We start from the raw sequence: 25,253 nt of genomic DNA on the forward strand, positions 1-25,253 counted from the left end.
AACTTGACGGGGCCCCGGCCGATAAGGAATGGACGGTTATTACCAAGGGGCCTTCATGCGAATGAATATCTGCAGCCCATTCCTCCTTCCAGTTATTTGCCTTTCCCTGGCAGCCCAGGAGGTCACTCCCGCTGAAGTCGAAACCCTGGTGAAAGAAGCCATCGCCTTTGCCAAGACCAACGGCAAGGAAGCGGCCATCAGAGAAGTCACCCACGTCGGCGGGCGCTTCCATCGATACGGCGGAGAGCTCTATGTCTTCATCTACGACATGGATGGAAAGGTCGTCGCCCACGGCCAGGGGGCCAGCAAGGTCGGTGTGAACCAGATCAAGGCGAAGGACCCGGATGGCGTGGAATTCGTCCGGGAACGGGTGCAGTTGGCCAAGACCAAGGGCAAGGGCTGGCACGACTACAAGTACCTGAACCCCAAGACCAACCAGAAGGAGCCCAAGACCAGCTACATCGAAGTCTGGGACAACCTGATTTTCGGCGCAGGGATCTATAAGAAGTGAGGTGGGGCCACCGCGCCCCACCGGCTCCCTCAGGGGCCGACATCGGCCTCCGGCATAATGGAAGGCTGGAGGCTTCCTTGAAACTCATCGCCTGGGACTTCGACGGCACCTTGGTGGACAGCCGTCCCCTCATAGAAGCGGGCATGGCCCACGCCCTGGATGCCCTGGGTCAACCTCGGTCTGTCATGGCGGAATGGCTCAAGTACGTAGGACTGCCTGTGGAAGCCGGCATCCACAATACTTTCGACCCCCTGGGCCTGGACATGGACACGGTGCTGAAGGCCTACCGCAGCTTCGGCCACGCCGAGCATGAACACCTGATGCAGCCGTTTGAGGGCATCCCCGAATTGCTGGGCGAACTGAAGGCCCGCGGCCAACGCATGGCTGTGGTCACCTCCAAGCGCCGACTGCCCCTGCTGCGGCAGATGGCCCAATGGAACTGGGAACCCCTCTTCGACCCCATCATCACCCCCGATGAAGTCACCCACGGGAAGCCCCATCCCGAATCCCTGGAAAAGGTGCAGACCCTCACCGGCCTCGCCCCTGAAGACATCCTCATGGTGGGTGACACCCCCTTCGACCTGGACATGGCCCGGGCTGCCGGGGTGCCCAGCTTGGCTGTGGGTCACGGTTTCTATGGCCAGGAGGCCCTGGCCGCCTGTGGCCCCCGGGCCTACGCCCCAGACACGGCAGCGCTGCGAGACATCCTCCTCGCCTACTTATGATCCGGGGGCACCGTCTGCTCGCCGCGCTCGGGATGTCCCCCGGATCGCCAGCGCTTCCCCAGGCAGAGCCTGATGGAAGCGCTCACCTCGGAGGCCCCATGGCTGGCCTGACCCATCTCGATCCCGAAGGCCGTCCCCAGATGGTGGATGTCTCTGCCAAGGCCATCACCCGCCGGTTGGCCGTCGCAGCCGGGTACCTGGAACTGGATGAACCCGCCGCCAAGGCTCTGACCCAGGGCGGGGGCCCCAAGGGCGATCCCTGGTCCGTGGCCCGCATCGGGGCCGTGGGGGGCGTGAAGCGGACCTCCGACCTGATTCCCCTGGCCCATCCCCTGGCCATCGAAGCCGTGGATGTCAGCCACCACTGGGACCCCCTCACCCGCCGCGCCTGGCTGAAGGTCCAGGTGAGCTGCGAGGGCCGGACCGGCATTGAGATGGAGGCCCTGGCCGGGGTCACCGTGGGCCTTCTGGTGCTCTACGACATGCTGAAGGCCGTGAGCCACGGCATGGTCTTGGGCCCCGCCAGGCTCTTGCGGAAAGAGGGGGGCCGCCGGGGCACCCTCGCCATGCCCTGGGCTGACTGCCCGTGGGAGCCCTGATCCCGGGAGGCCCAGTTGGAAAACATTTGCATTTTCAGGCCCTCCCCGACCCGCTAGCATGGGGGTTGGACATTTCCACATCATCGAGCACCGGGGTCACGACCCCCACATGGAGGCCTAGCGAAGCAGGCTTTTCCGTTCCAGCCGGGAGTTTCCCCATGCGTCTTGCCGTTCTGCCCCTTCTCCTATCGTCCCTCAGCCTTGGCCTCCAAGCCGCGCCGAAGCGATCCTCCAAGAAGCCCCCCCGTCGGCCCGCCGCGCAAACGGCCACTGGAACGGTGCACGTGATCCGCAAGGGCGAGACCGCTGCCTCGGTGGCCCGAGCCAATGGATTGAGCCTGGCCGAGTTGGCCGCCCTGAACCCCGGCAAGAGCCTGTCCAAGCTGTCCGTGGGCACTCGCTTGACCATTGGTCACTCCAAAATCCAAGCGGCAGAAGCCAGCCATGGCCCCGCTGAGGCTGCCCCAGCCCCGAGGGCCGCTCTGGTGGCCCTGCCCGGCACCCCTGCAGTGGTGCCCACTCCCATGCCCCACCTGGAGCGACTCCTCCCTTACCAGGTGCGCGGGCCGGTGACGTTCAGCGCCACCTTCAGCTCCCCCAATGTGGATGCCCACCAGGCACCCGGCACCACAGCCCAGCTTCTGGCCCGCATGCAGCAGGTGATGCCCCCTGTCACCGAGGCCGAACTCAACGCCCTGTTGCCCACCTTCGCTGCGGCGGATCCTGATCGACTCGACCTCCTCTGGCCTGTGGAAACCCGGACCATCAGCTCGGCCTGGGGCCCCCGCATGCGTACGAAAACCGTCCGTGTGAAGAACCAGCGGAAGAAGCGGGTGCGCTACAAGGGCCGCCACAAAGGCGTGGATCTCAACGCGCCCATGGGTACCGCCGTGTTCGCAGCCCTGGATGGGCAGGTGATCGTCGCAGGGAAGCACAAAGCCTATGGCAACTACGTGGTGGTGGACCACGGGAACGGTGTGGCCACGCTGTATGGCCACCACAAGCTGAACCTGGTCCATGAAGGCGACATCGTGCGCCGCGGCCAGAAGATCGCCGAAGTGGGCCGCACGGGCAACGCCACCGGCCCCCACCTCCACTTTGAACTCCGGGTGGACGGCGTGCAGCGCAACCCCCTGCCGGTCCTCAACGACGAGGAAGAGATCAACGCCGATGTGGCAGCCCAGAACGCGTTGCTGGGAACTGGCCCGATCCGCTGAACTTCCGCCCTGTCCACCGCACAGGAAGAGAGCGTGCCTCCTGATCCCCGCGCGGGATCAGCGTGGGGGCACGTGTTAGACTTGGACTTTTCGCCTTTTCGAGGTGGTCATGCCGCTGTACCGAGCTTTCCTCCAGACCCTGGGGGCCATGGCGATGCTGGCCTTGGCCCTGGCCTGCCACGGGAAGAAGGGCACTGATCCCGCCACCATCACGACCGCCACCATCACCGGAACCATCACCTACACCCGCGTGCCCCTGGCATTCGATGCCAACGGCAAGCCCACGGGACTGGTCGATTCGACGGTGCCTGCCAACCTCACCAGCCTACCCGCACGGGGGGTCAAGGTGCGGGCCTACCAGCAAGTGGATCAGACCCAGCCCGATGGCAGCACGACCCAGGTGTGGATGATGGTCGCAGAGACCAGCACTGATACGACGACGACGGCACCGGGTACCTACACGCTCAGCAGCAAAATCCTGCTCAAGAATCGTCCTACCATGGTGGAAATTCTCAGCAGCTTCCCCAGTTCCGGAGCGGATGTCATCAACGTGGTGGCCGAACCCATCAACAGCGGAACTGCGGCAGTGCAGCGTCGTCTCTACGCCCTCCGCAAGGCTGCGGATGGCACCGCCCCCGCCGGGACCAACACACCCACCTCCGTGCTGGTCGGCGATACCAAGGTGGATTTTTCGGTCGGCCTGAACGATGCCTGGTGGGTGGTCAATCCCGAGTTGGAATTGGGCACCCTGGTGCCCAACATCGCCAAGGCCGTCCTGGAGACCACCCTTCCTGGTCGCAGTGCAGGCCAAGGTTCAGGCAGCCGCGTCCTCGGCATCGGCGACACCATCGCCACGTTCACCACGAACTACGGCGCCGCCACGTCCGGTTCCACGCTGGATCTGCACTACTGGCCCGGCCAATCGGAACCCAAGGGCACCTTCATCGAATACAACCGCACCCTGTTCCCCCAGGCCTACGACCCCAGCACCGGCAAGTACCACTTCTTCGGATCCATCCAGGCGGGACCCACCAATGATGATGCCTGGGATGAAGGCGTCCTCCTCCCGCTGCTTGCCCGCAATGCCCTCTACAGCGGTCTGGTGGGCCGCACCTATTCGGTCCCCTCCAACATCCTCTTCCCGCCCAGCGCGGCCCTCACGGATCTGAGCCCCGAAATGGCCCGCATCGAGGGCCTGGCCGATGCCATGGCGGCCAACCTGCTCAAATCCCCCTACCTGGCCGACACCCAAGGAACTGCCCTGGCGGCGCCGTTGAAGGACATCCGGGACGTGAGCGCCCTCACTGCCAGCCAGAAGACCCCTTACTCCGCCCCCGCCCTTCGGGCCCTGGGCTGGGAGATCATCCTCAAGGCCAACAGCCTGCCCTCGCCTGGCACCTCCGCTAATTGGGCCACGATCAATCCCCTGGCTGCGGCTCGCTTCTTCCTGACGCCCAGTGCCGCACTGGCCGGGGTTGTCGATCCGTCCACGGGCACCCGTGAGATGGAACCCCTGAACATCTTCAGCCAGCTCTCCCGCCTCAAAGAGGCAAAGGTGTCGACGGAGCCCGTCGACCTGACAGCCATCCTGACGGACCCCGTCATCACCACCCTCGCCGCCCCCTTCGGCATCACCTGGCCCCGACCCACCTCGGGCACCTACGGGCCCTTCGCCACCAACTGGGGCACGGATCCCATCGCCGCCTTCCCGCCGGTGACCCTGAGCATGGCCAAGGCCGTCAAGGTGGACATGCCCGTGGTGAACGCAGGTGTCGTCAGCTACCAGCCCGCCTTCCCGAACCTTTCCCAGGGCGAAATCGCCTACGCGGGTTTCAGCCTGACCACAGACAAGCGCTGCAAGCTGACCGCCACCATCACTCCGGCCCTGCCTTCCGATGGCCTTGTGGAGGTCGACTTCCCCTCCTTGTCCCGGACCTTCAGCTTCACCAACACCGGTGGAACCACCGAGGTCATTCTCCTCCCCGTGGTGGGGACGGCCCCTGTGTTCCACCCCATCCGCATCCGCATGAAGAGCCCCGGCACCCAGCAGGCAGACACCACGGTGACCCTGGCCCTGACGCCCGCCCCCTGAACCCCTGGAAACCAGACATGTCCTTTGCTGAGTCCCTCCAAACCCTGAAGGCCAAAGCGCCGTTCATTCCGGAACTGGCCATCGTCCTTGGCTCGGGTCTGGGCGCCCTGGCCGATGGCCCCGAGGCCAGGGAAGGTGTGAGCCTGCCCTTCACCGACCTGCCGGGGTTCCCCGCCCCCACGGTGGTTGGCCATGGCGGCAAGCTGGTCTTTTGCGAATTTGAAGGCCGGAAGGTGGTCCTCCAGGCCGGGCGCTTCCACTTCTACGAGGGCCACCCCATGCCCCTCGTGGTCACGCCCATGCGGCTCTATGGCCGCCTTGGTGTGAAGGCCGTGCTGCTCACCAATGCCGCGGGCGCCCTCAATCCCGACTTCGCCGTGGGCGACCTCATGGCCCTCAGCGACCACATCAACCTGTTCGGCACCAATCCCCTCATCGGCCCCAACGTGGAGCCTGGTCCCCGCTTCCCCGACATGACGGCCATCTACGATCCGGCCTATCGGGCCCACCTGCAGGCCTGCGCCAAGACCCTCGGCCAGACCCTACGTGAAGGCGTGTACCTGGGGCTGACCGGGCCCAGTTACGAAACGCCGGCCGAAATCCGCGCCTTCCGCGTCATGGGTGCCGATGCCGTGGGCATGAGCACCGTGCCCGAAGCCATCGTGGCCCGTCACGAGGGCATGCGCGTCGCTGGCATTTCCTGCCTCTGCAACATGGCCGCCGGCATCCTGCCCCAGGCTCTCACTCACCAGGAAGTGCTCGAAGCCGGTGCCGCCGCCGCCGGACGCTTTGAATCCCTGGTCCGCGCCTTCGTGCGGGGCCTTCCGCTTTAACCCGCGAAGCAGCATGCAAAGAAGCCCGGCTCTGCCGGGCTTCTTTGCGAGTGAAGGGACAGGTCAGTTCTGAGCTTTCTGGTGCTCCTCGATGAGACGCGCCACCACTTCCGGCTCGGCCAACGTGGAGATGTCGCCCATGCCGTCGTACTCAGCCGAAGCGATCTTTCGCAGGATGCGGCGCATGATCTTGCCGCTTCGGGTCTTGGGAAGACCAGAGGCAATGTGGATGACATCCGGTGCCGCAAAGGCGCCGATGACCTGGCGCACCTGCTCCTTGAGGGCGCCGATGAGCTGCTGGTTGCCGTTCTCGGCGTAGCCGCTGTTGAGCAGCACATAGCAGTAGATGCCCTGGCCCTTGATGGCGTGCGGGTATCCCACCACCGCCGCTTCGGCCACAGCTTCATGGGCCACGAGCGCGCTTTCCACTTCCGCCGTGCCCAGACGGTGGCCGGACACGTTGATGACATCATCGATGCGGCCCGTGATCCAGTAGTAGCCATCCTCGTCACGGCGGGCACCATCACCCGTGAAGTAGTAGCCCGGATACTGGGTGAAGTAGGTCTCCTTGAACCGCTTGTGGTCGCCGTGGACCGTGCGGGCCTGGCCTGGCCAAGGCGCTCCCAGACAGAGGGCGCCTTCCACCCCATTGCCCTCGAGGGGCACGCCGGTGGCGGCATCCACGATCACCGGCTTCACGCCGAAGAAGGGCAGGGTGGCCGATCCCGGTTTGGTGGGCGTCACACCGGGCAGCGGCGTGATGAGGATGCCGCCGGTCTCCGTCTGCCACCAGGTGTCCACCACCGTGCAACGGCCGCCTCCCACCACGTCGTGATACCAGCGCCACACCTCGGGATTGATGGGTTCGCCCACGGTGCCCAGTACGCGCAGCGACTTGCGGCTGTACTTGTGGATCCACTCATCCCCAGCCTGGGCCAGGGCACGCAGGGCGGTGGGCGCGGTGTAGAAGATGGTCACGCCCAGATCGTCGATGATCTGCCAGTAGCGGCCCGCATCGGGATAGAGCGGCGTGGACTCGAAGATCACCGAGGTGGCGCCGTTGGCCAGCGGCCCGTACACGATGTAGCTGTGGCCCGTCACCCACCCGATGTCGGCGGCGCAGAAATAGATGTCATCCGGGTGATAGTCGAAGACCATCTTGTGCGTGAAGGCGGCGTAGGTGAGGTAGCCGCCCGTGGTGTGAAGCAGCCCCTTGGGCTTCCCGGTGCTGCCGGAGGTGTAGAGGATGAAAAGGGGATCTTCCGCCCCCATCCATTCGTTGGTGCAGGTGGAACGCTGCTTGGTGGTTTCCTCGTCGAGCCACAGGTCTCGGCCCGGCTGCATGGGCACGTCGCCATCGGTGCGGCGGGCCACCAGCACCGTTTCCACCAGGGACATGCCCTCGATGGCGCGGTCCACCGTGCGTTTCAGCGGCACACGCTTCCCGCCGCGGAGGCCTTCGTTGGCCGTCACCACCACCTTGCAGCGCGCATCGACGATGCGGTCGCGGAGAGCCTCCGCGGAAAATCCGCCGAACACCACGGAATGCACGGCGCCGATGCGCGCACAGGCCAGCATGGTGTAGACCAACTCGGGGATCATGGTCAGGTAGAGGCAGACGCGATCACCCTTCTTCACGCCGTGGTGCAGCAGCACGTTGGCCACCCGGGCCACGTTGTGCTTGAGATCGCGGTAAGTGATGTGGGTGTACTGCCCCGGCTCATCCTGGGCCCAGATGAGCGCGGTCTTGTCCCCCAGCGTTGGCAGGTGACGGTCCACGCAATTGAAACAGGCGTTGACGCGACCACCCGAATACCAGGCGAAGTCCACCTCCTTGTAGTCCGCATCGAAGACCGATTGCCAGGGGTGGAACCAGGTCAGCGCCTTGGCCTGTTCGCCCCAGAACCACTCCGGATTATCCAGGGACAGCCGGTAGAGCCGCTGGTACTCCTCCATGGTCTTGATGTGAGCCCGCTCCCGGATCTGCGGCTTGACTGGGAAGAGGTCGTCGGACATGAGTGGGCTCCGTGCCAAGGGGTGGTGCGGGATGGAACAAAGCGGAGGCCTCGAAGGTGGCGAGCCTCGCCTGGTCAGGCGCTTCCGCATGGTTGAGATGAGAAAAGGAAGGTTGGGTGGCGACCATTCTCCGGCTCATGCAAACCCTTGTCCAGTGCTCGTTTCCACCGGGGGCCCGCCACGCGATCACTCTGGTGCAGGGGTGGCGAGTCCCAGCTTCGGAAAGGCCGGGCGAGGGAAGGTTCCGCGCGCCCGGCCTCCGTTTTGATTCCAGCGGATGCCCGCTGGAATGTCGGATCAATGGATCAATGCTCGTAGGTGCTGATGTCCCGGTCCTTCGTTTCCTTCAAGAAGAGGAAGCCGATGACCACCGTGACCAGGGCCACGATGATGGGATACCAGAGGCCGTAGTAGATGTTGCCCTTGAGGGCCACGAGGGCCGTGGCGAAGAGGGGCAGCATGCCGCCGAACCAGCCGTTGCCGATGTGGTAGGGCAGCGACATGGAGGTGTAGCGGATGTTCGTGGGGAACAACTCCACCAGGAAGGCGGCGATGGGGCCGTAGACCATGGTCACGTAGATGAGGAAGACGAAGAGGATGAGCAGGGTCATCGGGTAGTTGATCCTCGACTTGTCCGCTTCCTTCGGATACCCAAGATCTGTCAGGGCCTTTTTCAGGGCCGCTTCAGAGGCCGCGCTCCAGCCCTCCACCCGGGTGGTGGTGACCTGGCCGGTGGCAACATTCTTCCCGGTGATGGTGGCCACCACGGGCTTGCCCGCTTCTGGTCCGACTTTATTCACATTGAGGCCCTGCTTGGCGAAGAAGTCATTCACCCGATCCACTTCGCTGAACTTGGTGTTGGGCAGCACGAAGAGGACGAAATTCTCGTTCTTGGGATCCGCGGCCACGGTAATCACGGTGCTGTTCTGGAAGGCCTCCAGCGCCGGGTTCACATAGTGGGTGAGGGCCTTGAACATGGGGAAGTAGGTGAGGGCGGCGATGAGGCAGCCCAGCAGGATGATCTTCAGGCGACCCACCTTGTCCGAGAGCCACCCGAAGAAGATGAAGAACGGCGTGCCCAGCAGCAGCGAGGCGCCAATCAGGATGTAGGTGGTGAGGAAGTCCAGCTTCAGCGTGATCTGCAGGAAGAACAGCGCGTAGAACTGGCCCGTATACCAGACCACGCCCTGGCCCATGGTCGCGCCCAGGAGGGACAGCAGCGCGTACTTGTTGTTGGGGTAGCGGAGGAAGCTGTCGGTGAGCGGAGCCTTGGAACCCTTGCCCTCGGACTTCATCTTCTGGAAGATGGGCGATTCGTGGAGCTTCAGACGGATCCACACCGACACACCCAAGAGCGCGATGGACACCCAGAAGGGAATGCGCCAACCCCACGTGGCGAAGGAATCCTTGTTCATGCCATAGCGGCAGCCGCCGATGATGGCCAGGGCCAGGAAGAAGCCCACGGTGGCCGTGGTCTGGATCCAGCTGGTGTTGTAGCCGCGACGCGTGGGGGCGGAGTGCTCCGCCACGTAGGTTGCCGCGCCGCCGTACTCACCACCCAAGGCCAGACCCTGAAGCAGACGCAGGGTCACCATGATGATGGGCGCCCACCAGCCGATGGCCGTAAAGGTGGGCAGGAGGCCCACGCCGAAGGTGGACAGGCCCATGACCATGATGGTCACCAGGAAGGTGTACTTTCGGCCGATGAGGTCACCCACTCGCCCGAAGACCAAGGCGCCGAAGGGGCGGACCAAAAAGCCCGCCGCGTAGGCGGCGAACGCCGAGAGCAGGGCCGCGGTTTCGTTCCCCTTCGGAAAGAAGAGGGCAGCAAAGAACGGCGCGAGCGTCGCGTAGAGGTAGAAATCGTACCACTCGAAAACCGTGCCGACGGACGAGGCGATGATCACCATCCGTTCTTCACTGGTGAGTGGGGTCTTGGCAGCGACCTGCTCAGTTGCGAGGGCCATGGGTGAATGCCTCCTGTGAAAGGGCTTGGGGTGAGCCTTGGGGGTAGAGCATTGGCGGTGGAATCGAGCCTGAGTGCAGGATCGACACGCTGCGGCACCCTTAAAAAATCGGGCGCCGCAGGCGGGTTCGCTATGAGAACCGCGATGGCCTGACCATCGATCGGTGCAAGAAAGCAATTGGGGAGACTCCCCATAGCTAACGCTCTCCCCCAGGGCAGGTCAAGCAAGTTCCTCTGTAAAATTTCCTTTGCCCTCTACGTCGGCCTGCGAAAAAGACGGCCTCCACAGATGATCCTCACATCACCTTACCGGCCCCTCTCTTGACCGATTCAGTGTCATGAAAAGGATCAGGCCCCCCTCGATGGCATTTTTCCGGCGCCCGCCTGTCCGGGTGAAAGCGTTGTTGTTCAGCGGGTCAGGACATCCTCTTTGCCCTTGAAGTCGGCAGGCAACACGACTGCAAACCCCTATGATGGTCAGGACACCCCACCGCAGGATCCACATGCGCATCGCCCTCCTGGCCGATCTCCACGCGAACCGCCGTGCGCTGGAAGCCTGCCTCGATCACGCTCAGCGACTGCAGGCGGATCGCTTCGTATTCCTGGGCGACTATGTGGGCTATGGCCCCGATCCCCAGGAAGTGGTCGAACACGTCATGGCGGCGGTTGAGGGCGGGGCCATGGCTGTGGGAGGCAATCACGATCACGCTGTGGCTGAAACCCGGGAATCCATGCACTCTGACGCCGAAACAGCCATGGCCTGGACCCGCGGCCAGCTCGATGCCGCTTCCCGCGACTTCCTTGCCACGCTGCCCATGCGCTTCGAGGATGACACCCGCTTGTACGTGCATGCCAGCCCCCAGACTTACCCTGAGTGGATCTACGTAAACGATCCACCGGCCGCCAAGCGCGCCCTGGAGGCCAGCCGCGCCCAGACAGTCTTTTGCGGGCATACCCATGTGGCGGCCCTGCACGGCATCACCGCCACTGGACAGTTGGTGTCCTTTCAGCCGGTGCCCGGCGTTCCTATCCCCCTCCCCCGGCACCGCCGCTGGCTCACCGTCGTCGGCTCCGTAGGCCAATCCCGGGACAGCGATCCCAAAGCTGCCTTCGCCCTTCTCGACACAGAGCGCTGCGAAATCACCCACTACCGCGTGCCCTATGACGTCGAGGCCACGGCGCTTGCCATTCTGCAGGCCGGTCTCCCGCCATCCCTGGCAGCGCGCCTCCAGAAGGGGCGCTGAACCATGGCCCGGCTGCGCATCCACACGGGCGAAACCCTGGACGGCTTCCTCATCGGAGAGGGTATCCATCGCGGCGGCATGGCATCGCTGTGGGCCGTGAGCCACCCCGACATTCCAGGCCCGCTCATGATGAAGGTGCCCAAGATGTCCGAGGGCGTGGATCCCGCGGCCATCGTCGGTTTCGAGATGGAGCAGATGATTCTGCCGCGCCTGTCGGGGCCCAATGTGCCGCGCTACATCGGTCAGGGCGACTTCGGAGTTCAGCCCTACCTGGTGATGGAGCGCATTCCCAGCCCCTCGTTGCTGCCCACGCTCAGCCAGCTGCCCCTGCCCTGGCCCTCGGTCGCCGCGTTGGGGCGCAGCATCGCCACGGCCCTGGATGACCTCCATCGCCAGCATGTGGTCCATCTGGACGTGAAACCCTCCAACCTGCTGGTGCGGCCCACCGGGGAGATGGTGCTCATCGACTACGGCCTGTCGCACCACGACGAACTGCCGGATCTCATGGGCGAGGAGTTCCGCTTGCCGTACGGGACTGCGCCCTACATGGCGCCGGAGCAGGTGCTCGGCCATCGGCGCGATCCCCGCAGCGATCAGTTCGCTTTGGGCGTGCTGATGTATTTCTTCCTCACGGGCATCCGACCCTTCGGCGATCCCCAGCGGCTCTCTGGCCTGAAACGGCGGCTCTGGCGTGATCCCATCCCGCCGCGACGCCTCCGGCCCGAGTGCCCGCCATGGCTCCAGGAAGTGATCCTGCGGTGCCTCGAAGTGCATCCTGCTTGGCGCTTCCCCACCGCGGGCCACCTGGCTCTGGCGCTGCAGCACCCGGAACAGATCAAACTCACGGCCCGGTCTGAAAAGCTAAAACAAGATCCCTTCACCACGGTGCTGCGGCGCCGTTTCGCCGACCACCAGGTGGCGGTGCCCAAGGCCAAGACGCCCATTCGGCATGATGGCGATGCGCCCATCCTGGCGGTGGCCATCGACCTTTCGCCGGAGGCCGCACCCATCGCCGAGACGCTGCGCACCATGGTGGCGCGCATGCTCACCACCCTGCCCGGGGCGCGCGTGGCTTGCGTGAACGTGCTGAAGCAGGGCCGCATCACCCTCGACCAGACCCTCGACGACCAGGGCCGGAACATCCACCACCAGCGACTCGTGGAACTGCGCGGCTGGGCGCTACCCCTGGAATTGGAGGAGGGACGCGTCTCCTACCACGTGCTGGAATCACCCGATCCAGCCTCCGCCATCCTGCAGTACGTGAACGTGAACCACGTGGATCATCTCGTCATGGGCGCCCGGGCCAGTTCCTTGCGCCGCTCCCTCTTGGGCAGCGTCTCCAGTCAGGTGGCCGCTCAGGCGCCCTGCACCGTGACCGTGGCCCGATCCCGTCGCTTCCGCAAAGTCGAGTTCATAGAGACCGACGATGGCGGTTCGTGGACCGTGGGTTGAGCCGAGCAGCAAAAAGCCCCGGTCGCCCGGGGCTTTTCAAGTTGTAGCGGAAGCCTACTCCGCGTCCTCGGCCTTGGGTTCGGGGAGGGTGTAGTCCACGAACTCGATGAGGGCCATGTCAGCGGCATCGCCGAGGCGATGTCCCATCTTCAGGATGCGGGTGTAGCCACCGGGGCGGCTTTCGAAACGCTTGCGGAACTCGTCGGTGAACAGCTTCTGGACGATATCCTTGTTACCGAGGCGGGCCATCGCCAGACGGCGGTTGGCGACACTGTCGGTCTTCGCGAGGGTGATGAAGGGCTCCACGTAGCTGCGGAGTTCCTTCGCCTTCACGAGGGTGGTTTCGATGCGCTCGCTCTCAATGAGAGCGGTCGCGAGGTTCTTCATGAGGGCCTTGCGCTGGTTGGTGGTGCGGCCCAGGCGCTTGCCGGAAACGTTGTGACGCATGGGGGCTCCTTACACTTCCTGCTCGAGCCGCATGCCGAGGGAGAGGCCGATACGAGCGAGCTCGTCCTTGATCTCCTGGAGCGACTTCTTGCCGAAGTTCTTGGTTTTCATCAGCTCAGCCTCGGTCCGCTGGACCAGCTCGCCGATGGTGGTGATGTTCGCGTTGCGCAGGCAGTTGTTGGCCCGCACGGAGAGTTCCAGTTCCTCGACGGATTTGCCCAGCCAGGTATTCGCGGCCTCGCTGCCGAGGGTGGCTCCGCCCATTTCCATTTCCGTGAAGTCCTCGTCCTGACGGGCGAACACCAGGAAGTGGTCGCGCAGGATGAGGGCCGCGTCGGAGACGGCTTCCTTGGGGTTGACGGCGCCGTTGGTCCACACCTGAAGCGTGAGCTTCTCATAGTCGGTGCTCTGGCCCACACGCGCCGGCTCCACGATGTAGTTCACGCGGAGAATGGGGCTGTGGTTCGCGTCCATGGGGATGAAACCGAGGCCGAGGCTCTCGTCATGGTTGCGGTCGGCGGTGACGAAACCGCGGCCCAGACGGACCACCATTTCGATCTCCAGTTCGCCTTCCTCGCCCAGGGTGGCGATGTGGATGTTGGGATCCACGACTTCCACGTTCTGGTTGCAGCGGATGGCGGCCGAAGTCACCGTGCCCTCACCCTTGGCCGAGATGGTCACCGTCTGGGGCTCGCTGCTGTGCAGCTTGAAGGGCACTTCCTTGAGGTTCAGCAGGACATGGGTGATGTCCTCCCAGACGCCGGGAAGCGTGGTGAATTCGTGCATGACGCCCTTGATGCGGACGTTGGTGACGGCAGCGCCCTGGATGCTGCTGAGCAGCACGCGGCGGACGCTGTGCCCGACGGTCGTGGCGAAACCACGCTCGAAGGGATAGGCCACGAACTCGCCGTAGGAGTCCGTCAGAGACCCGGGGGTCACTTCTGCGAAGCGCGGCCTCTGGAAATCGCTGAGATTCAGCATCCGTCCCCCTTACTTGGAATAGAGCTCAACGATCAGCTGCTCGTTGATGTCGAGGGTGATGTCCTCACGGGTCGGCGCGGCAAGCACCTGGCCCTTGAAGGCGGTGGCGTCCAGGGTGAGCCACTTGGGAATGCCACGGCCGGCCGAAGTTTCGACGGAGGTCTTGACGCCGTCGTTTTCCTTGGCGCGGGCGCCCAGTTCCACCGCCTGGCCAGGCTTGACCTGGTAGGAGGGGATGTCCACCCGCTTGCCGTTGATCTGCACGTGGCCGTGCATGACCATCTGGCGCGCGGCGGAGCGGCTGGACGCGAAGCCCAGGCGATAAACCACGTTGTCCAGGCGGCACTCGAGGAACCCGAGCAGGTTGTGGCCGGTGACGCCCTTTTTGGCGTCGGCCTTCTCGAAGTAGTGGCGGAACTGCTTTTCAAGCACACCGTAGATGCGCTTGACCTTCTGCTTCTCGCGGAGCTGCAGGGCGTAGCCCGTGGGCTTCTTGATCTTGCCCGCGCCGTGCTGGCCGGGGATCTTGCCCTTGCGGGTCTCGAACGAGCACTTCTCCTTGAAGCAGCGCTCGCCCTTCAGGTAAAGCTTCATGCCCTCGCGGCGGCAGAGGCGGCAAACGGCGTCTGTATAACGTGCCATGTCTCTCCTCCTCTCTTAAACCCGGCGCCGCTTGGGCGGCCGGCAGCCGTTGTGGGGGATGGGGGTGACGTCGCGGATGCTGGTCACCTGGATGCCAGCGGCGTTGAGGGCGCGGATGGCGCTCTCACGACCGGCACCGGGGCCCTTGACGCGAACATCGACCGAGCGAACGCCCTGCTCCTTGGCGGCTTCGGCAGCGATGCCGGCGGCCACCTGGGCTGCGAAGGGCGTGCCCTTGCGGGTGCCGCGGAAGTTCTGGTTGCCGCTGGAAGCCCAGCAGAGCATGTTCCCCATCGGATCAGAGATGGAGATGATCGTGTTGTTGAAGGACGCCTGGACGTGAGCCACGCCGTGGGGAACGTTCTTCTTCTCTTTCTTCTTGACCACCTTCTTACCGGCGGTCCGGGTCTGGGTCTTGGCCATGTGCTCCTCGCCTTACTTCTTCTTGCCGGCTACGGTGCGTCGCTTGCCCTTGCGGGTGCGGGCGTTGGTGTGCGTGCGCTGGCCGCGGACGGGGAGACCCTTCCGGTGGCGCAGGCCGCGGTAGCAGCCGATATCCATGAGCCGCTTGATATCCAGAGAGATGTTCTTGCGGAGGTCGCCCTCGACCGTCTCTTCGGCGGTGATGACGCGGCGGATGCGGCCCACCTCGTCCTCGGTCAGATCGCGCACCTTGGTGCCGAAATCGACCTTGGCGCGGGTGAGGATGCTGTGCGCCTTGGCGCGCCCGATGCCGAAAATGTAGGTGAGCGCGATCTCGATGCGCTTGCCGATGGGCAGATCAATACCTGAGATGCGTGCCATCGTTTCTCCTTAACCCTGACGCTGCTTGTGCTTGGGGTTCTTCTTGCAGATGATCCGGTTGATGCCTTCGCGCCGGACCACTTTGCAGTGCTCGCACAGCTTCTTGATGGAGGGCCGTACTTTCATGGTGTCCTCTCGTTTACTTGAATCGGTAAATGATGCGGCCACGGGTGAGGTCGTAGGGGGTCACCTCTACGAGCACCCGGTCACCGGGAAGGATGCGGATGAAGTTCTTGCGCATCTTTCCGCTGATGTGCGCCAGCACCTGGTGTTTGTTCTCCAGTTCGACCCGGAAAACCGCGTTGGGCAAGGCCTCGACCACTGTGGCTTCGAGCTCAATGGCTTCTTCTTTGCTCAAGCTTGTTCTCCGAAGACGTGACGCAGCGATTCAAACACCAGCTCCGGTAGGCGATTGCCATCCACGCTCCGGAAGGTCGGCCGATGCTTGTAGAAGCCCAGGAGGGGTTGGAAGGTCGAGTTGAACTCGCCCATCCGGCTCCGGAAAGCCTCAGAGGTGTCGTCAGAACGGTGCTTCAGCGGACTTCCGCACACATCGCAGACACCGGCTTGCTTGGAAGGCTTGGTCTCCAGATGGTAGATGGCGCCGCATGCGTTGTTGCTGCACAGGCGTCGGCCCACCACACGGGCTTCCAGCACTTCCTGGGGGACATCGACCAACACCACATGCCCGACCTTCATGCCTTTGGAGGAGAGGAAGTCTTCCAGGGCTTGAGCTTGCTGTAGGGTGCGGGGATAGCCGTCGAACAACACGTCAGAGGTCTCGTCCAGCAGCCGCGCGAAGACAAGGCCGTTGACGGTGTCGTCGTCCACCAGTTTTCCTTCGGCCATAATGGCTTTCGCCCTAAGGCCGATCTCCGTTCCTTTCGAAACGGCATCTCTCAGAATGTCACCGGTTGACAGGTGAGTCAAAGAGAATGTTTCCACCAGGCGCTTGGCCTGGGTTCCCTTGCCGGAGCCAGGGGCCCCGAGGAGGATGTTCGCAGTCAGACTCATGCTTCACCCTTGCGGGTGGAGCGGCCCCGGATGCGGCCCTTTTCGAGGAAACCGTCATAGCGGCGCATGACCAGCAGGCTTTCCAGCTGGGAGGCACTGTCCATGGCCACGCCCACCACGATCAGCAGGCTGGTGCCGCCGAAGTAGAAGTTGAGGCCCGGGATGGTGCGCCCAATGAGGATGGGCACCAGGGATACGGCCGCCAGGTAGAGGGCGCCGACGAAGGTCAGCTTGGACAGGATGCTGTCCATGAAGATGCTGGTTTCCTTCCCAGGGCGGATGCCCGGAATGTAGCCCCCGGACCGCTTCATGTTCTCGGCGGTCTCATCGGGATTGAAGACGATGCTGGTGTAGAAGAAGGCGAAGAAGATGACGATGCCCACGAACACCGGCGTGTAGTAGCCCAGGTGGGTCTGCGGGTTGATGTAGGAGGAGGCCTTCGCCAGCCATTCCCACTTGAAATACTGGTTGATCGTGGCCGGGAAGAAGATCACCGAGCTGGCGAAGATGACTGGCATCACGCCTGCGGTGTTCACCTTCAAAGGCATGTAGGAGCTGCGCTGACTGGACATGCCGGCTGAATCCGCACGGCGTGCGTAGTGGATGGGAATGCGCCGATAGGCGTTCTCCACCATCACCACCGCCAACAGCACCACGATCATGGCCGCGATGATGAGGATGAACAGGCCCGGAGGCGGCACGTTGGGTGCGTTCTTCAGGGACTGCGTGATCATCACCGTGAGGGTGGTGAGACCCTGCGGAAGACCCGCCACGATGCCCGCGAAGATCAGCAGTGAAATGCCGTTGCCGATGCCCCGCTCGGTGATCTGTTCACCGATCCACATGACGAACATGGTGCCCACGGAGAGGGTGAAGGCCGCCAGGAGGCGGAACGCCGTGGGGGAAATGGAGCTGGTGACCACTTCCAGACCCGGCGAATTCTGGCTTTGGGCCAGAGACGCGATGCCCATGCCCTGGACGAAGGCCAGAAACACCGTCAGGTAGCGGGTCCACTGATTGATCTTCTGCCGGCCGGCCTCGCCTTCTTTCTTCTGGAGGTTTTCCAGATAAGGCACCACAGCCCCCATCAGCTGCAGCACGATGCTGGCCGTGATGTATGGCGCGATGCCTAGGGCGAAGACGGAGAACTTCTTGAACGCACCACCGGAGAACAGGTCAACGACGTCGAAAAGTCCGCCGCCGCCCTTGCGCAGGGCGGCCTGGAGGTTCTCGGCGTTCACCCCGGGCACGCTGACGTGCACACCCAGCCGGTAGATGGCCAGGAGGAGCAGGGTGAAGAGGAGCCGCTTGCGCAGCTCCGGGATGGCGAAGAGGTTCCTGAGGCGGTTCATCGGCCGTTACTCGGCAGACTTCGCAACGGGCTCCTGGATGGTGCCGCCCTTGGCCAGGATGGCTTCCCGGGCGCCCTTGGTGATGCGGTCCGCGACAACGTTCACCTTGGCAGTGAGCTCGCCGCTGGCCAGCACCACGATCTTCTCAACACGGTGGCCAACCAGCTTCTTGTCCCGCAGGGAGTCGAGGCTGACCGTCTCACCATCCTGGAAGTGGATGGAAATGAGGCTGAGGGGAATTTCCTTCGTCTCAGGGGCGAAGATGTTGGTGAAACCGCGCTTGGGCAGACGACGGACGAGGGGCATCTGGCCACCCTCGAAGCCGCGCTTGCTGCGGTAGCCGCTGCGGGACTTCTGTCCCTTTTCACCGCGGCCAGACGTTTTGCCCAGGCCTGAGCCCTTGCCGCGGCCCAGACGCTTGCGAGACTTGGTGGCGCCCTCTGCGGGGCGGAGTTCGTTGAGCTTCATGATCTACCCCTTCACCTTAACGTCGATGAGATGAGGGACAAGCTTGACCATCCCGTGGACGTTGGGGGTGTATTCGCATTCGCGGGTGTCGCCGGGACGCTTCAGGCAGAGGGTCTGCATGAAGGCGCGGTGCTTGGGAGTGGTGCAGATGATGGAGCGCTTGAGGGTCAGCACCACCTGCTTGCCGAGATATTGCGACATGTTATGCCTCCGCCTGGTCAAGGCCACGGTTGGTCAGAACCGTGTAGGGATCCATGAGTTCCTTCAGGCCCTCGAACGTGGCGCGAACCACGTTGTGGGGATTGGAGGAGCCGAGGCTCTTGGTCATCACGTTGTGGATGCCGGCAGCCTCCATGATGGCGCGGACCGCGGCGCCGGCGATGATGCCGGTGCCCTCAGGAGCGGGCTTCAGCAGCACGCTGCCGGAACCGAAGATGCCGGTCACCGGGTGCGGCAGGCTGCCGTTCGGGGTGAGGGGAACGCGGATCATGTTGCGCTTGGCGCTCTCGATGCCCTTCTTGATGGCGGAAGGAACTTCGAGGGCCTTGCCGAGACCGAAGCCGACCTTGCCGTTGCCGTCGCCCACGACCACCAGCGCGGAGAAGGAGAAGTTCTTGCCCCCCTTCACCACCTTGGTGACGCGGCCCACGTAGATGACCTGGTCCTTGAATTCCCCAGCTTCGGGGTTGCGGGATTCTTTGTTTTCTTTGAGCTCTGCAGTCGCCATGGTCATCCCCTAGAACTGGAGCCCGGCTTCGCGGGCGCTGTCAGCCAGCGCCTTGACGCGGCCGTGGTAAACGTAGCCATTGCGGTCGAACACCACGGCTGTGATGCCCTTCTCCTTCAGGCGGGCAGCGATGCTGGCACCGACGGCCTTGGCGGCCTCGATGTTCGCGCCGTTCTTGAGCGAGCTGCGGAGATCCTTCTCCAGGCTGCTGGCTGAGGCCAGGGTGATGCCCTTGGTGTCGTCCACCGCCTGCACGTAGATGCGCTTCAGGCTCTTGTAGATCGTGAGACGGGGCCGCTCGGGCGTGCCGCTCACGCGGCCGCGGATGCGGGCCTTGGTCTTGTCGCGTCGAATTTGGATATCGTTCGCCATGGGTTCCCCTTACTTCCCGGTCTTGCCGGCCTTGCGGCGGATGACTTCGCCGGTGTATTGGACGCCCTTGCCCTTGTAGGGCTCGGGCTTGCGGAATTTCCGGATGTCGGCGGCAACCTGGCCCACCAGCTGCCGGTCGATGCCGGTCACGACGATGTGGGTGGTCTTTTCGACGGCCATCTGGATGCCCGCGGGGGCCTCGTAGTTGATGGGGTGGCTGTAGCCGAGCTCGAGCTTGAGCTTGGCGCCGTCCATGGCAGCCTTGTAACCCACGCCGACGATGTCCAGTTCCTTCTTCCAGCCTTCGGTCACGCCGGTCACGGCATTGCCGAGGAGGGCGCGGGTCAGGCCGTGGTAGGCACGGTTCTGGGGTTCGTCATTGACACGGGAGAGGACGACGGAGTCGGCCTGCACATCCAGGGTGATCCCGGCCGGGATCGGGCAGCTGAGCTTGCCCTTGGCGCCCTCGACGACGGCCTCGGACCCGGTGACTGTGACCTTCACGCCCTTGGGCAGCGTCACGGGCTTCTTTCCGATTCGAGACATGGTTTATTCCTTAGATGAGGGCGGAGGATCCGCCCATTTCAGGATGGGTTACCAGACGTGGGCGAGGATTTCGCCGCCGACGTTCTGCTTCTTGGCGTCCTTGCCCGTCAGGAGACCCTTGGGGGTGGACAGGATGGCGATGCCGAGGCCCCCGTGAACTTCGGGAATCTCCTGGGCGCCGGAGTAGATGCGCAGGCCGGGGCGGGACACGCGGCGCAGGCCGTGGATCACGTTCTCCTTGTCCTTCACATACTTCAGATTGAGGATCAGGTAGCTGCGGCTCTCGTGCTCCACCTGCTTGAAGGAGTGGATGTAGCCCTCCTGCTTCAGGATGTTGCAGAGCTGAGCCTTGATCTTCGAGGCAGGCACCACCACAGCATCGTGACCGGCCATGATGCCGTTGCGGATGCGGGTGAGATAGTCAGCGATGGGATCGGTGTTCATGGTCCCCTCTCCTTACCAGCTGGACTTCTGGACGCCCGGCAGCTCGCCATTCAAGGCGAACTTGCGGAAGCACAGACGGCAGAGTTCAAACTTGCGCATGTAGCCCCGGGGCCGGCCGCAGCACTTGCAACGATTGCGGTGCTGGGTCGAGAACTTCGGCTTGCGCGCGTCCTTGACGATTTTGGAAATCTTGGCCATCGGTATGATCTCCTTGGCTATTTGCGGAAGGGCATACCGAGGTGGGCGAGAAGAGCCCGAGCTTCGGCGTCGTTGGCGGCGGTGGTCACGAACGTGATGTTCATGCCCTTCATCTTGTCCACCTTCGAGTAATCGATTTCCTGGAAGATCAGCTGATCCTTCAGGCCCAGGGTGTAGTTGCCACGGCCGTCGAAGGACTTGGTGGGCACACCGCGGAAGTCGCGAACTCGGGGCAGGGACAGGGTCACCAGGCGGTCGAAGAACTCCCACATGCGCTCGCCACGCAGGGTGACCATGCAGGCGATGGGCATGCCGGCGCGCAGCTTGAACTGGGCGACGCTCTTCTTGGCCTTGCGCACGACGGCCTTCTGGCCGGCGATGGCGGTGAGTTCGTCAACGGCCACGTCCAGGACTTTGATGTTCTGGATGGCATCGCCAACGCCCATGTTGATGACGATCTTCTGCAGGCGGGGCACCTGCATGGCAGAGGAGAAGGCGAATTCCTCTGTGAGCTTCGACACCACCTCCTGGTGGTAGCGAGCCTTGACGCGGGGCTCCGCGTGGCCTTGCTTGGCAGTCATGGATTCCTCCATTTCCGTGGGACGGCTATGCCCCAGGGGTTCGGGAGAGCGGGGGGGCTTGGGAACGGCGGTCCGGCCCGTTTCCCCCCAACCTCAATTGTCATGGCGCAGGATGCGCCGCGAAACTCCGTCCCGCGCACGGGACAGAATGATCATATTCACACAGGGCAGCTCCCCTGTGAAGCGAAAAGCTTGAATTTCAACTCCAAGCCAGGGCATTCGGCAGGCCCGACGCCTGATTCGAAGAAATCCGCAGAGGCTTCGCCTCTGAGGACGCGGGGGTCCGGGGTGTGCGCGCAAGCGCGTACCCCCCGGAGAACATCAAACCCGTTTGCGGGTGCCCTTGCCGGTCTTGGCGTCGAGGAGCATCACGTTGGAGGCGTGGATCGGAGCCTCCTTCTCGATGATGCCGCCGCCTTCGCCCGTCTGGGGGTTGGGCTTGGTGGCCTTCTTGATGATGTTGAGGCCGGCGATGACCACGCGGTTGGTGGAGGGGCTGACCTTGGTGACGGTGCCGGTCTTGCCCTTTTCCTTGCCCGCGATGATGACGACCTGGTCGCCCTTCTTGAGCTTCATCTTGGTGGTGGTGGCTTCCATTACAGCACCTCAGGGGCGAGGGAGACGATCTTCATGTACTTCCGCTCACGGAGTTCACGGGCCACAGGGCCGAACACGCGGGTGCCGACGGGCTCGCCATCCTTCTTGATGATGACGGCGGCGTTCTCGTCGAAGCGGATGTAGGAGCCGTCCTTGCGGCGGTAGGCCTTGCGCTGGCGGACGATGACGGCCTGGACCACGGCCTTCTTCTTGACGGTGCCGCCGGGGATCGCTTCCTTCACGGAGGCGGTGATCACGTCGCCGAGCTGGGCGATCTTGCCGACACCGCCGCCCAGGGGCAGGATGCAGCAGATCTTCTTGGCGCCGGAGTTGTCGGCGACGGTGAGCATGGTTCCCATCTGAATCATGTGAGCTCCTTACTCGCCGGCCTTCTGGACGATCTCGAGGACCATCCAGCGCTTGCGCTTGGAAAGGGGGCGGGTCTCGACGATCTTGACCACGTCGCCGATGGCGCAGGCGTTGGTCTCATCGTGAGCCATGAACTTGGCAGTCTGCTTGACGGTGCGGTGGTAGAGCGGGTGCTGGAACTTGCGCTCGACCTTCACCACCACGGTCTTGTCGGCCTTGTTGGAGACCACAATGCCGTTACGAGTCATCTTGTTTTCGAGGCTCATGGGTTCTCCTAGGCCAGCTTGGTAGCCAGGGCGGTTTTGACACGGGCGAGCTCACGACGAGTCTTGCGGATCTCGGCGGTGTTCTCGACCTGGCCCACGGCGTGCTGGAAGCGGAGGGTGAAGCGCTTGGCGGCCAGTTCGGCCTCCAGTTGCGCGAGCTCCTCGACGCTCTTGCCGGTCAAATCGGAAAAGGGATTCTTCTTGGTCATGGCTCTTATTCCTCCGGCGGCGTGCGGCTGATGAACTCGGACGCCACGGAAAGCTTCATCTGGGCCAGGCGCAGAGCCTCGCGGGCGATCTCCTCGGTGACACCTTCCATCTCGAAGAGGATGCGACCGGGGCGGATCACCGCCACCCAGCCATCCGGAGCTCCCTTACCCGAACCCATGCGGGTTTCCGCGGGCTTCGAGGTGGTCGGACGATCGGGGAAGATGCGGATCCAGATCTTGCCGCCGCGCTTGATGTGGCGGGTCATGGCGATACGGGCGGCTTCGATCTCACGGTTGGTGAGCCAGCAGTGCTCCATCGCCTTGAGGCCGAAATCGCCGAAGGCGAGATCGTTGCCGCGGGTGGCGACGCCGCGCGTGCGGCCCTTCTGGGTTTTACGGTTCTTGACCTTCTTGGGCATCAACATGGATTCACCTCAGCGCTTCACGGTCTCGGCAACCTGGTCGCCCAGATTCACCCAAACCTTGATGCCGATGATCCCGTAGGTCGTATGGGCCTCGGCGAAACCGTAGTCAACGCCCGCGCGGATGGTCTGCAGGGGCATCTGGCCGGAGAGGTAGTCCTCGGTCCGGGCGATCTCCGCGCCGTTCAGGCGGCCGGCGACCTTGATCTTGAAACCCTTGGCGCCGAAGCGGATCGCAGCCTCCTCCGCCTTGCGCATGGCGCGGCGGAAGGCGATGCGGCGCTCGAGCTGCTGGGCGACGCCCTCGGCCACGAGCTGCGCATCGACTTCAGGCTTCTTGATCTCCTGGATGTCGACAGACACGGGGCGGTTGAGGCGCTTCTGCAGGTCTTCGCGCAGCTTGTCGATCTCAGCGCCCTTGCGGCCGATGACGATACCAGGGCGGGCGGTGAAAATGCGCACGGTGACCTTGTCGGCGGCGCGCTCGATGTCGATCTTCGAGATCATCGCGTTGAGGCTGTGCAGCTGCTTCTTCAGTTCGCGGCGGAGCTTGATGTCTTCATGCAGCAGGGTGGCGTAGTCGCGCTTGGAGAACCACTTGCTGTGCCAGTTCTTCTGATAGATGAGGCGGAACCCGTACGGGTGGACCTTCTGACCCATGACTACTCCTCCCCGGCCGCGGACGCGAGCTGGATGGTGATGTGGCAGGTGCGCTTCTGGACGCGGTAGGCGCGGCCCATGGGCGCAGGGCGCACACGCTTCATGCGGAAACCCTCATCCACGAACGCGGCCTTCACCAGCAGCTGGTCGGGGTTGACGGAAGGATTCTTGTCGATGGCGTTGGCCACGGCGGAATCAAGGAGCTTGCGGATGGGGGCGGCGGCGTACTTCTTGGCCTGAGTGAGCATCCACTGGGCCTCGCCGACGTACTTGCCGCGGATCAAGTCCACCACGAGACGGGCTTTCTGGGCCGAGCCGCGCAGGTGGCGAACGGTGGCGCTGGAAACGATATCAGCCATCGCTACTTCCCCTTCGCCTTGGTGTCGGCCTTGCCAGCGTGACCCTTGAACGTGCGGGTCAGGGCGAATTCGCCCAGCTTGTGGCCGATCATGTTTTCGGTGACATACACAGGAATGAACTTGTTGCCGTTGTGCACGGCGAGGGTCAGTCCGATCATCTGCGGGACGACCGTCGACCGGCGCGACCAGGTCTTGATCACGCGCTTGTCGTTGGCGGCCGAGGCGACTTCCACCTTCTTCTGGAGGTGGGCGTCAATGAACGGGCCTTTTTTCAGGGATCGTGCCATTGTCGTGTCTCCTAGTTGATCCGCTTGACGATGAACTTGTCCGTGCGACGGTTGCCACGGGTCTTGTATCCGCGAGTCGGCTGGCCCCAGGGCGTCACAGGGTGACGGCCACCGGAGGTGCGACCCTCGCCACCACCATGCGGGTGGTCGACGGGGTTCATGACCACGCCGCGGACGGTCGGGCGGATGCCCTTCCAGCGGGTGCGGCCGGCCTTGCCGATCTGGATGTTCTCGTGCTGCAGGTTGCCGACGGTGCCGATGGTCGCAAAGCAGTCCAGGTGGATCTTGCGGATCTCGCCGGAGGGCATGCGGAGCTGGGCGTAGTCGTCTTCCTTGGCCACGAGCTGGGCGAAGGTGCCCGCGGCGCGGGCGATCTGGCCGCCCTTGCCGGGCTTCATCTCGATGTTGTGGACGGTGTTACCGACCGGGATGTTGCGGAGGGGAAGCGCGTTGCCCACCAAGATGTCGGCGTTCTTGCCGGCCACCACGGTGCGGCCCACTTCCAGGCCATCAGGGGCCAGGATGTAGCGCTTCTCGCCGTCGGCGTAGACCAACAGGGCGATGCGGGCGGTGCGGTTGGGGTCGTACTCGATGGTCGCGACCTTGGCGGGGACTTCGAGCTTGTTGCGCTTGAAGTCGATGATGCGGTACTGCCGCTTGTGGCCACCGCCGATGTGGCGGGTGGTGATCCGGCCGGTGTTGGAGCGACCTCCAGTGCGGTTCCTCTTGGCAATCAACGAACGCTCAGGCGTGTCCGTGGTGATTTCCTCGAAGCCGAACTTGGACATGCCGCGCTGACCGGGGGTCGTGGGCTTGAGCTGCTTGATGCTCATGGGTGTCCTCTTGCCTCAGG

General features: G+C 63.8%; 36 protein-coding genes. 8 read left to right on the forward strand and 28 right to left on the reverse strand.

Annotation, left to right across the window (positions count from 1 at the left end; translation table 11 throughout):
- Positions 1-55: 55 nt before the first annotated feature.
- The 6 genes from Q9293_RS17235 (at position 56) to Q9293_RS17260 (ending at position 5,977) form a co-directional block, all read left to right on the forward strand.
- Positions 56-511 (forward strand): cache domain-containing protein, encoded by a 456-nt coding sequence (locus Q9293_RS17235; RefSeq protein WP_306248668.1) that lies wholly within the window; start codon positions 56-58, stop codon positions 509-511.
- 77 nt (positions 512-588) lie between these two features.
- Positions 589-1,236: an HAD family hydrolase gene (locus Q9293_RS17240; RefSeq protein WP_306248669.1), complete on the forward strand. Its 648-nt coding sequence runs from the start codon at positions 589-591 to the stop codon at positions 1,234-1,236.
- 98 nt (positions 1,237-1,334) lie between these two features.
- Entirely contained in the window at positions 1,335-1,835 is a 501-nt protein-coding gene (gene moaC / locus Q9293_RS17245) for a cyclic pyranopterin monophosphate synthase MoaC (RefSeq protein ID WP_306248670.1), read from the forward strand.
- A gap of 158 nt (positions 1,836-1,993) precedes the next feature.
- A complete protein-coding gene (locus Q9293_RS17250) occupies positions 1,994-3,052 on the forward strand; it encodes a M23 family metallopeptidase (RefSeq protein WP_306248671.1) in 1,059 nt (352 codons plus the stop codon).
- Positions 3,053-3,161: 109 nt separating this feature from the next.
- Positions 3,162-5,144, forward strand: coding sequence for a hypothetical protein (locus Q9293_RS17255; protein WP_306248672.1), 1,983 nt, complete (start codon positions 3,162-3,164; stop codon positions 5,142-5,144).
- 17 nt (positions 5,145-5,161) lie between these two features.
- Positions 5,162-5,977, forward strand: a complete 816-nt coding sequence (locus Q9293_RS17260) for a purine-nucleoside phosphorylase (RefSeq protein WP_306248673.1) — start codon at positions 5,162-5,164, stop codon at positions 5,975-5,977.
- 63 nt (positions 5,978-6,040) lie between these two features.
- Here the strand turns inward: Q9293_RS17260 and acs are convergent, their stop codons facing one another.
- Together acs and Q9293_RS17270 are read right to left on the reverse strand one after the other, a co-directional pair.
- Entirely contained in the window at positions 6,041-7,993 is a 1,953-nt protein-coding gene (gene acs, locus Q9293_RS17265) for an acetate--CoA ligase (protein WP_306248674.1), read from the reverse strand.
- A gap of 305 nt (positions 7,994-8,298) precedes the next feature.
- Positions 8,299-9,960 (reverse strand): MFS transporter, encoded by a 1,662-nt coding sequence (locus tag Q9293_RS17270; protein ID WP_306248675.1) that lies wholly within the window; start codon positions 9,958-9,960, stop codon positions 8,299-8,301.
- A gap of 502 nt (positions 9,961-10,462) precedes the next feature.
- Between Q9293_RS17270 and Q9293_RS17275 the strand changes: the two genes are divergently transcribed.
- Positions 10,463-11,203 carry a metallophosphoesterase gene (locus tag Q9293_RS17275; protein ID WP_306248676.1) on the forward strand — a complete coding sequence of 247 codons (741 nt, stop codon included), beginning with the start codon at positions 10,463-10,465 and terminating at the stop codon, positions 11,201-11,203.
- Positions 11,204-11,206: 3 nt separating this feature from the next.
- Positions 11,207-12,655 carry a bifunctional serine/threonine-protein kinase/universal stress protein gene (locus tag Q9293_RS17280; protein ID WP_306248677.1) on the forward strand — a complete coding sequence of 483 codons (1,449 nt, stop codon included), beginning with the start codon at positions 11,207-11,209 and terminating at the stop codon, positions 12,653-12,655.
- A gap of 54 nt (positions 12,656-12,709) precedes the next feature.
- Here Q9293_RS17280 and rplQ read toward each other — a convergent pair whose 3' ends face one another.
- From rplQ to rplB, 26 genes are all read right to left on the reverse strand, one after another.
- Positions 12,710-13,102: a 50S ribosomal protein L17 gene (rplQ, locus tag Q9293_RS17285; RefSeq protein ID WP_306248678.1), complete on the reverse strand. Its 393-nt coding sequence runs from the start codon at positions 13,100-13,102 to the stop codon at positions 12,710-12,712.
- Positions 13,103-13,111: 9 nt separating this feature from the next.
- Entirely contained in the window at positions 13,112-14,083 is a 972-nt protein-coding gene (locus Q9293_RS17290; RefSeq protein ID WP_285576757.1) for a DNA-directed RNA polymerase subunit alpha, read from the reverse strand.
- A 9-nt stretch (positions 14,084-14,092) separates the two neighbouring features.
- A complete protein-coding gene (rpsD, locus tag Q9293_RS17295) occupies positions 14,093-14,725 on the reverse strand; it encodes a 30S ribosomal protein S4 (protein WP_306248679.1) in 633 nt (210 codons plus the stop codon).
- A 15-nt stretch (positions 14,726-14,740) separates the two neighbouring features.
- The gene (gene rpsK / locus Q9293_RS17300) at positions 14,741-15,148 is read right to left on the reverse strand and encodes a 30S ribosomal protein S11 (RefSeq protein ID WP_243303191.1); all 408 of its coding nucleotides are present in this window, start codon (positions 15,146-15,148) and stop codon (positions 14,741-14,743) included.
- Positions 15,149-15,160: 12 nt separating this feature from the next.
- Positions 15,161-15,529, reverse strand: a complete 369-nt coding sequence (gene rpsM, locus Q9293_RS17305) for a 30S ribosomal protein S13 (RefSeq protein ID WP_257305869.1) — start codon at positions 15,527-15,529, stop codon at positions 15,161-15,163.
- Positions 15,530-15,538: 9 nt separating this feature from the next.
- Positions 15,539-15,655 carry a 50S ribosomal protein L36 gene (rpmJ, locus tag Q9293_RS17310; RefSeq protein WP_243288424.1) on the reverse strand — a complete coding sequence of 39 codons (117 nt, stop codon included), beginning with the start codon at positions 15,653-15,655 and terminating at the stop codon, positions 15,539-15,541.
- Positions 15,656-15,668: 13 nt separating this feature from the next.
- Positions 15,669-15,887, reverse strand: a complete 219-nt coding sequence (gene infA, locus Q9293_RS17315) for a translation initiation factor IF-1 (protein ID WP_026852734.1) — start codon at positions 15,885-15,887, stop codon at positions 15,669-15,671.
- Positions 15,884-16,543, reverse strand: coding sequence for an adenylate kinase (locus Q9293_RS17320; RefSeq protein ID WP_306248680.1), 660 nt, complete (start codon positions 16,541-16,543; stop codon positions 15,884-15,886). The genes infA and Q9293_RS17320 overlap by 4 nt, the downstream gene beginning before the upstream one ends.
- Entirely contained in the window at positions 16,540-17,895 is a 1,356-nt protein-coding gene (secY, locus tag Q9293_RS17325) for a preprotein translocase subunit SecY (RefSeq protein ID WP_306248681.1), read from the reverse strand. Before secY ends, Q9293_RS17320 begins: the two co-directional genes overlap by 4 nt.
- 6 nt (positions 17,896-17,901) lie before the next feature.
- Positions 17,902-18,363, reverse strand: coding sequence for a 50S ribosomal protein L15 (gene rplO, locus Q9293_RS17330; protein WP_306248682.1), 462 nt, complete (start codon positions 18,361-18,363; stop codon positions 17,902-17,904).
- Positions 18,364-18,366: 3 nt separating this feature from the next.
- Positions 18,367-18,564, reverse strand: a complete 198-nt coding sequence (locus Q9293_RS17335; RefSeq protein WP_306248683.1) for an uL30 family ribosomal protein — start codon at positions 18,562-18,564, stop codon at positions 18,367-18,369.
- Position 18,565: 1 nt separating this feature from the next.
- A complete protein-coding gene (gene rpsE / locus Q9293_RS17340) occupies positions 18,566-19,090 on the reverse strand; it encodes a 30S ribosomal protein S5 (RefSeq protein WP_306248684.1) in 525 nt (174 codons plus the stop codon).
- A 9-nt stretch (positions 19,091-19,099) separates the two neighbouring features.
- Positions 19,100-19,462: a 50S ribosomal protein L18 gene (rplR, locus tag Q9293_RS17345; protein WP_306248685.1), complete on the reverse strand. Its 363-nt coding sequence runs from the start codon at positions 19,460-19,462 to the stop codon at positions 19,100-19,102.
- 9 nt (positions 19,463-19,471) lie between these two features.
- Entirely contained in the window at positions 19,472-20,008 is a 537-nt protein-coding gene (rplF, locus tag Q9293_RS17350; RefSeq protein WP_306248686.1) for a 50S ribosomal protein L6, read from the reverse strand.
- Between the two features lie 48 nt (positions 20,009-20,056).
- On the reverse strand, positions 20,057-20,452 hold the full coding sequence (gene rpsH / locus Q9293_RS17355) for a 30S ribosomal protein S8 (protein WP_306248687.1): 396 nt from the start codon (positions 20,450-20,452) through the stop codon (positions 20,057-20,059).
- Between the two features lie 12 nt (positions 20,453-20,464).
- Positions 20,465-20,650, reverse strand: coding sequence for a type Z 30S ribosomal protein S14 (locus tag Q9293_RS17360; protein WP_306248689.1), 186 nt, complete (start codon positions 20,648-20,650; stop codon positions 20,465-20,467).
- Positions 20,651-20,667: 17 nt separating this feature from the next.
- Complete coding sequence (rplE, locus tag Q9293_RS17365) at positions 20,668-21,231, reverse strand: 50S ribosomal protein L5 (RefSeq protein WP_306248691.1); 564 nt, start codon at positions 21,229-21,231, stop codon at positions 20,668-20,670.
- Between the two features lie 321 nt (positions 21,232-21,552).
- Positions 21,553-21,828: a 50S ribosomal protein L24 gene (rplX, locus tag Q9293_RS17370; RefSeq protein WP_306248693.1), complete on the reverse strand. Its 276-nt coding sequence runs from the start codon at positions 21,826-21,828 to the stop codon at positions 21,553-21,555.
- A complete protein-coding gene (rplN, locus tag Q9293_RS17375) occupies positions 21,828-22,196 on the reverse strand; it encodes a 50S ribosomal protein L14 (RefSeq protein WP_026852746.1) in 369 nt (122 codons plus the stop codon). Before rplN ends, rplX begins: the two co-directional genes overlap by 1 nt.
- Before the next feature lie 9 nt (positions 22,197-22,205).
- Positions 22,206-22,463, reverse strand: coding sequence for a 30S ribosomal protein S17 (rpsQ, locus tag Q9293_RS17380; RefSeq protein WP_306248696.1), 258 nt, complete (start codon positions 22,461-22,463; stop codon positions 22,206-22,208).
- An 8-nt stretch (positions 22,464-22,471) separates the two neighbouring features.
- Positions 22,472-22,672 carry a 50S ribosomal protein L29 gene (gene rpmC, locus Q9293_RS17385; protein WP_026852748.1) on the reverse strand — a complete coding sequence of 67 codons (201 nt, stop codon included), beginning with the start codon at positions 22,670-22,672 and terminating at the stop codon, positions 22,472-22,474.
- A 5-nt stretch (positions 22,673-22,677) separates the two neighbouring features.
- Positions 22,678-23,097, reverse strand: a complete 420-nt coding sequence (rplP, locus tag Q9293_RS17390; protein WP_306248697.1) for a 50S ribosomal protein L16 — start codon at positions 23,095-23,097, stop codon at positions 22,678-22,680.
- 9 nt (positions 23,098-23,106) lie between these two features.
- Positions 23,107-23,754: a 30S ribosomal protein S3 gene (rpsC, locus tag Q9293_RS17395; RefSeq protein ID WP_285576789.1), complete on the reverse strand. Its 648-nt coding sequence runs from the start codon at positions 23,752-23,754 to the stop codon at positions 23,107-23,109.
- Between the two features lie 2 nt (positions 23,755-23,756).
- The gene (rplV, locus tag Q9293_RS17400) at positions 23,757-24,113 is read right to left on the reverse strand and encodes a 50S ribosomal protein L22 (RefSeq protein WP_306248700.1); all 357 of its coding nucleotides are present in this window, start codon (positions 24,111-24,113) and stop codon (positions 23,757-23,759) included.
- A gap of 2 nt (positions 24,114-24,115) precedes the next feature.
- A complete protein-coding gene (rpsS, locus tag Q9293_RS17405; protein ID WP_285576793.1) occupies positions 24,116-24,400 on the reverse strand; it encodes a 30S ribosomal protein S19 in 285 nt (94 codons plus the stop codon).
- A gap of 11 nt (positions 24,401-24,411) precedes the next feature.
- Positions 24,412-25,233, reverse strand: coding sequence for a 50S ribosomal protein L2 (rplB, locus tag Q9293_RS17410; protein ID WP_306248705.1), 822 nt, complete (start codon positions 25,231-25,233; stop codon positions 24,412-24,414).
- Positions 25,234-25,253 lie beyond the last annotated feature (20 nt).

Origin of the sequence: Geothrix sp. PMB-07, from assembly GCF_030758935.1 — a bacterium.
Lineage (GTDB): Bacteria > Acidobacteriota > Holophagae > Holophagales > Holophagaceae > Geothrix.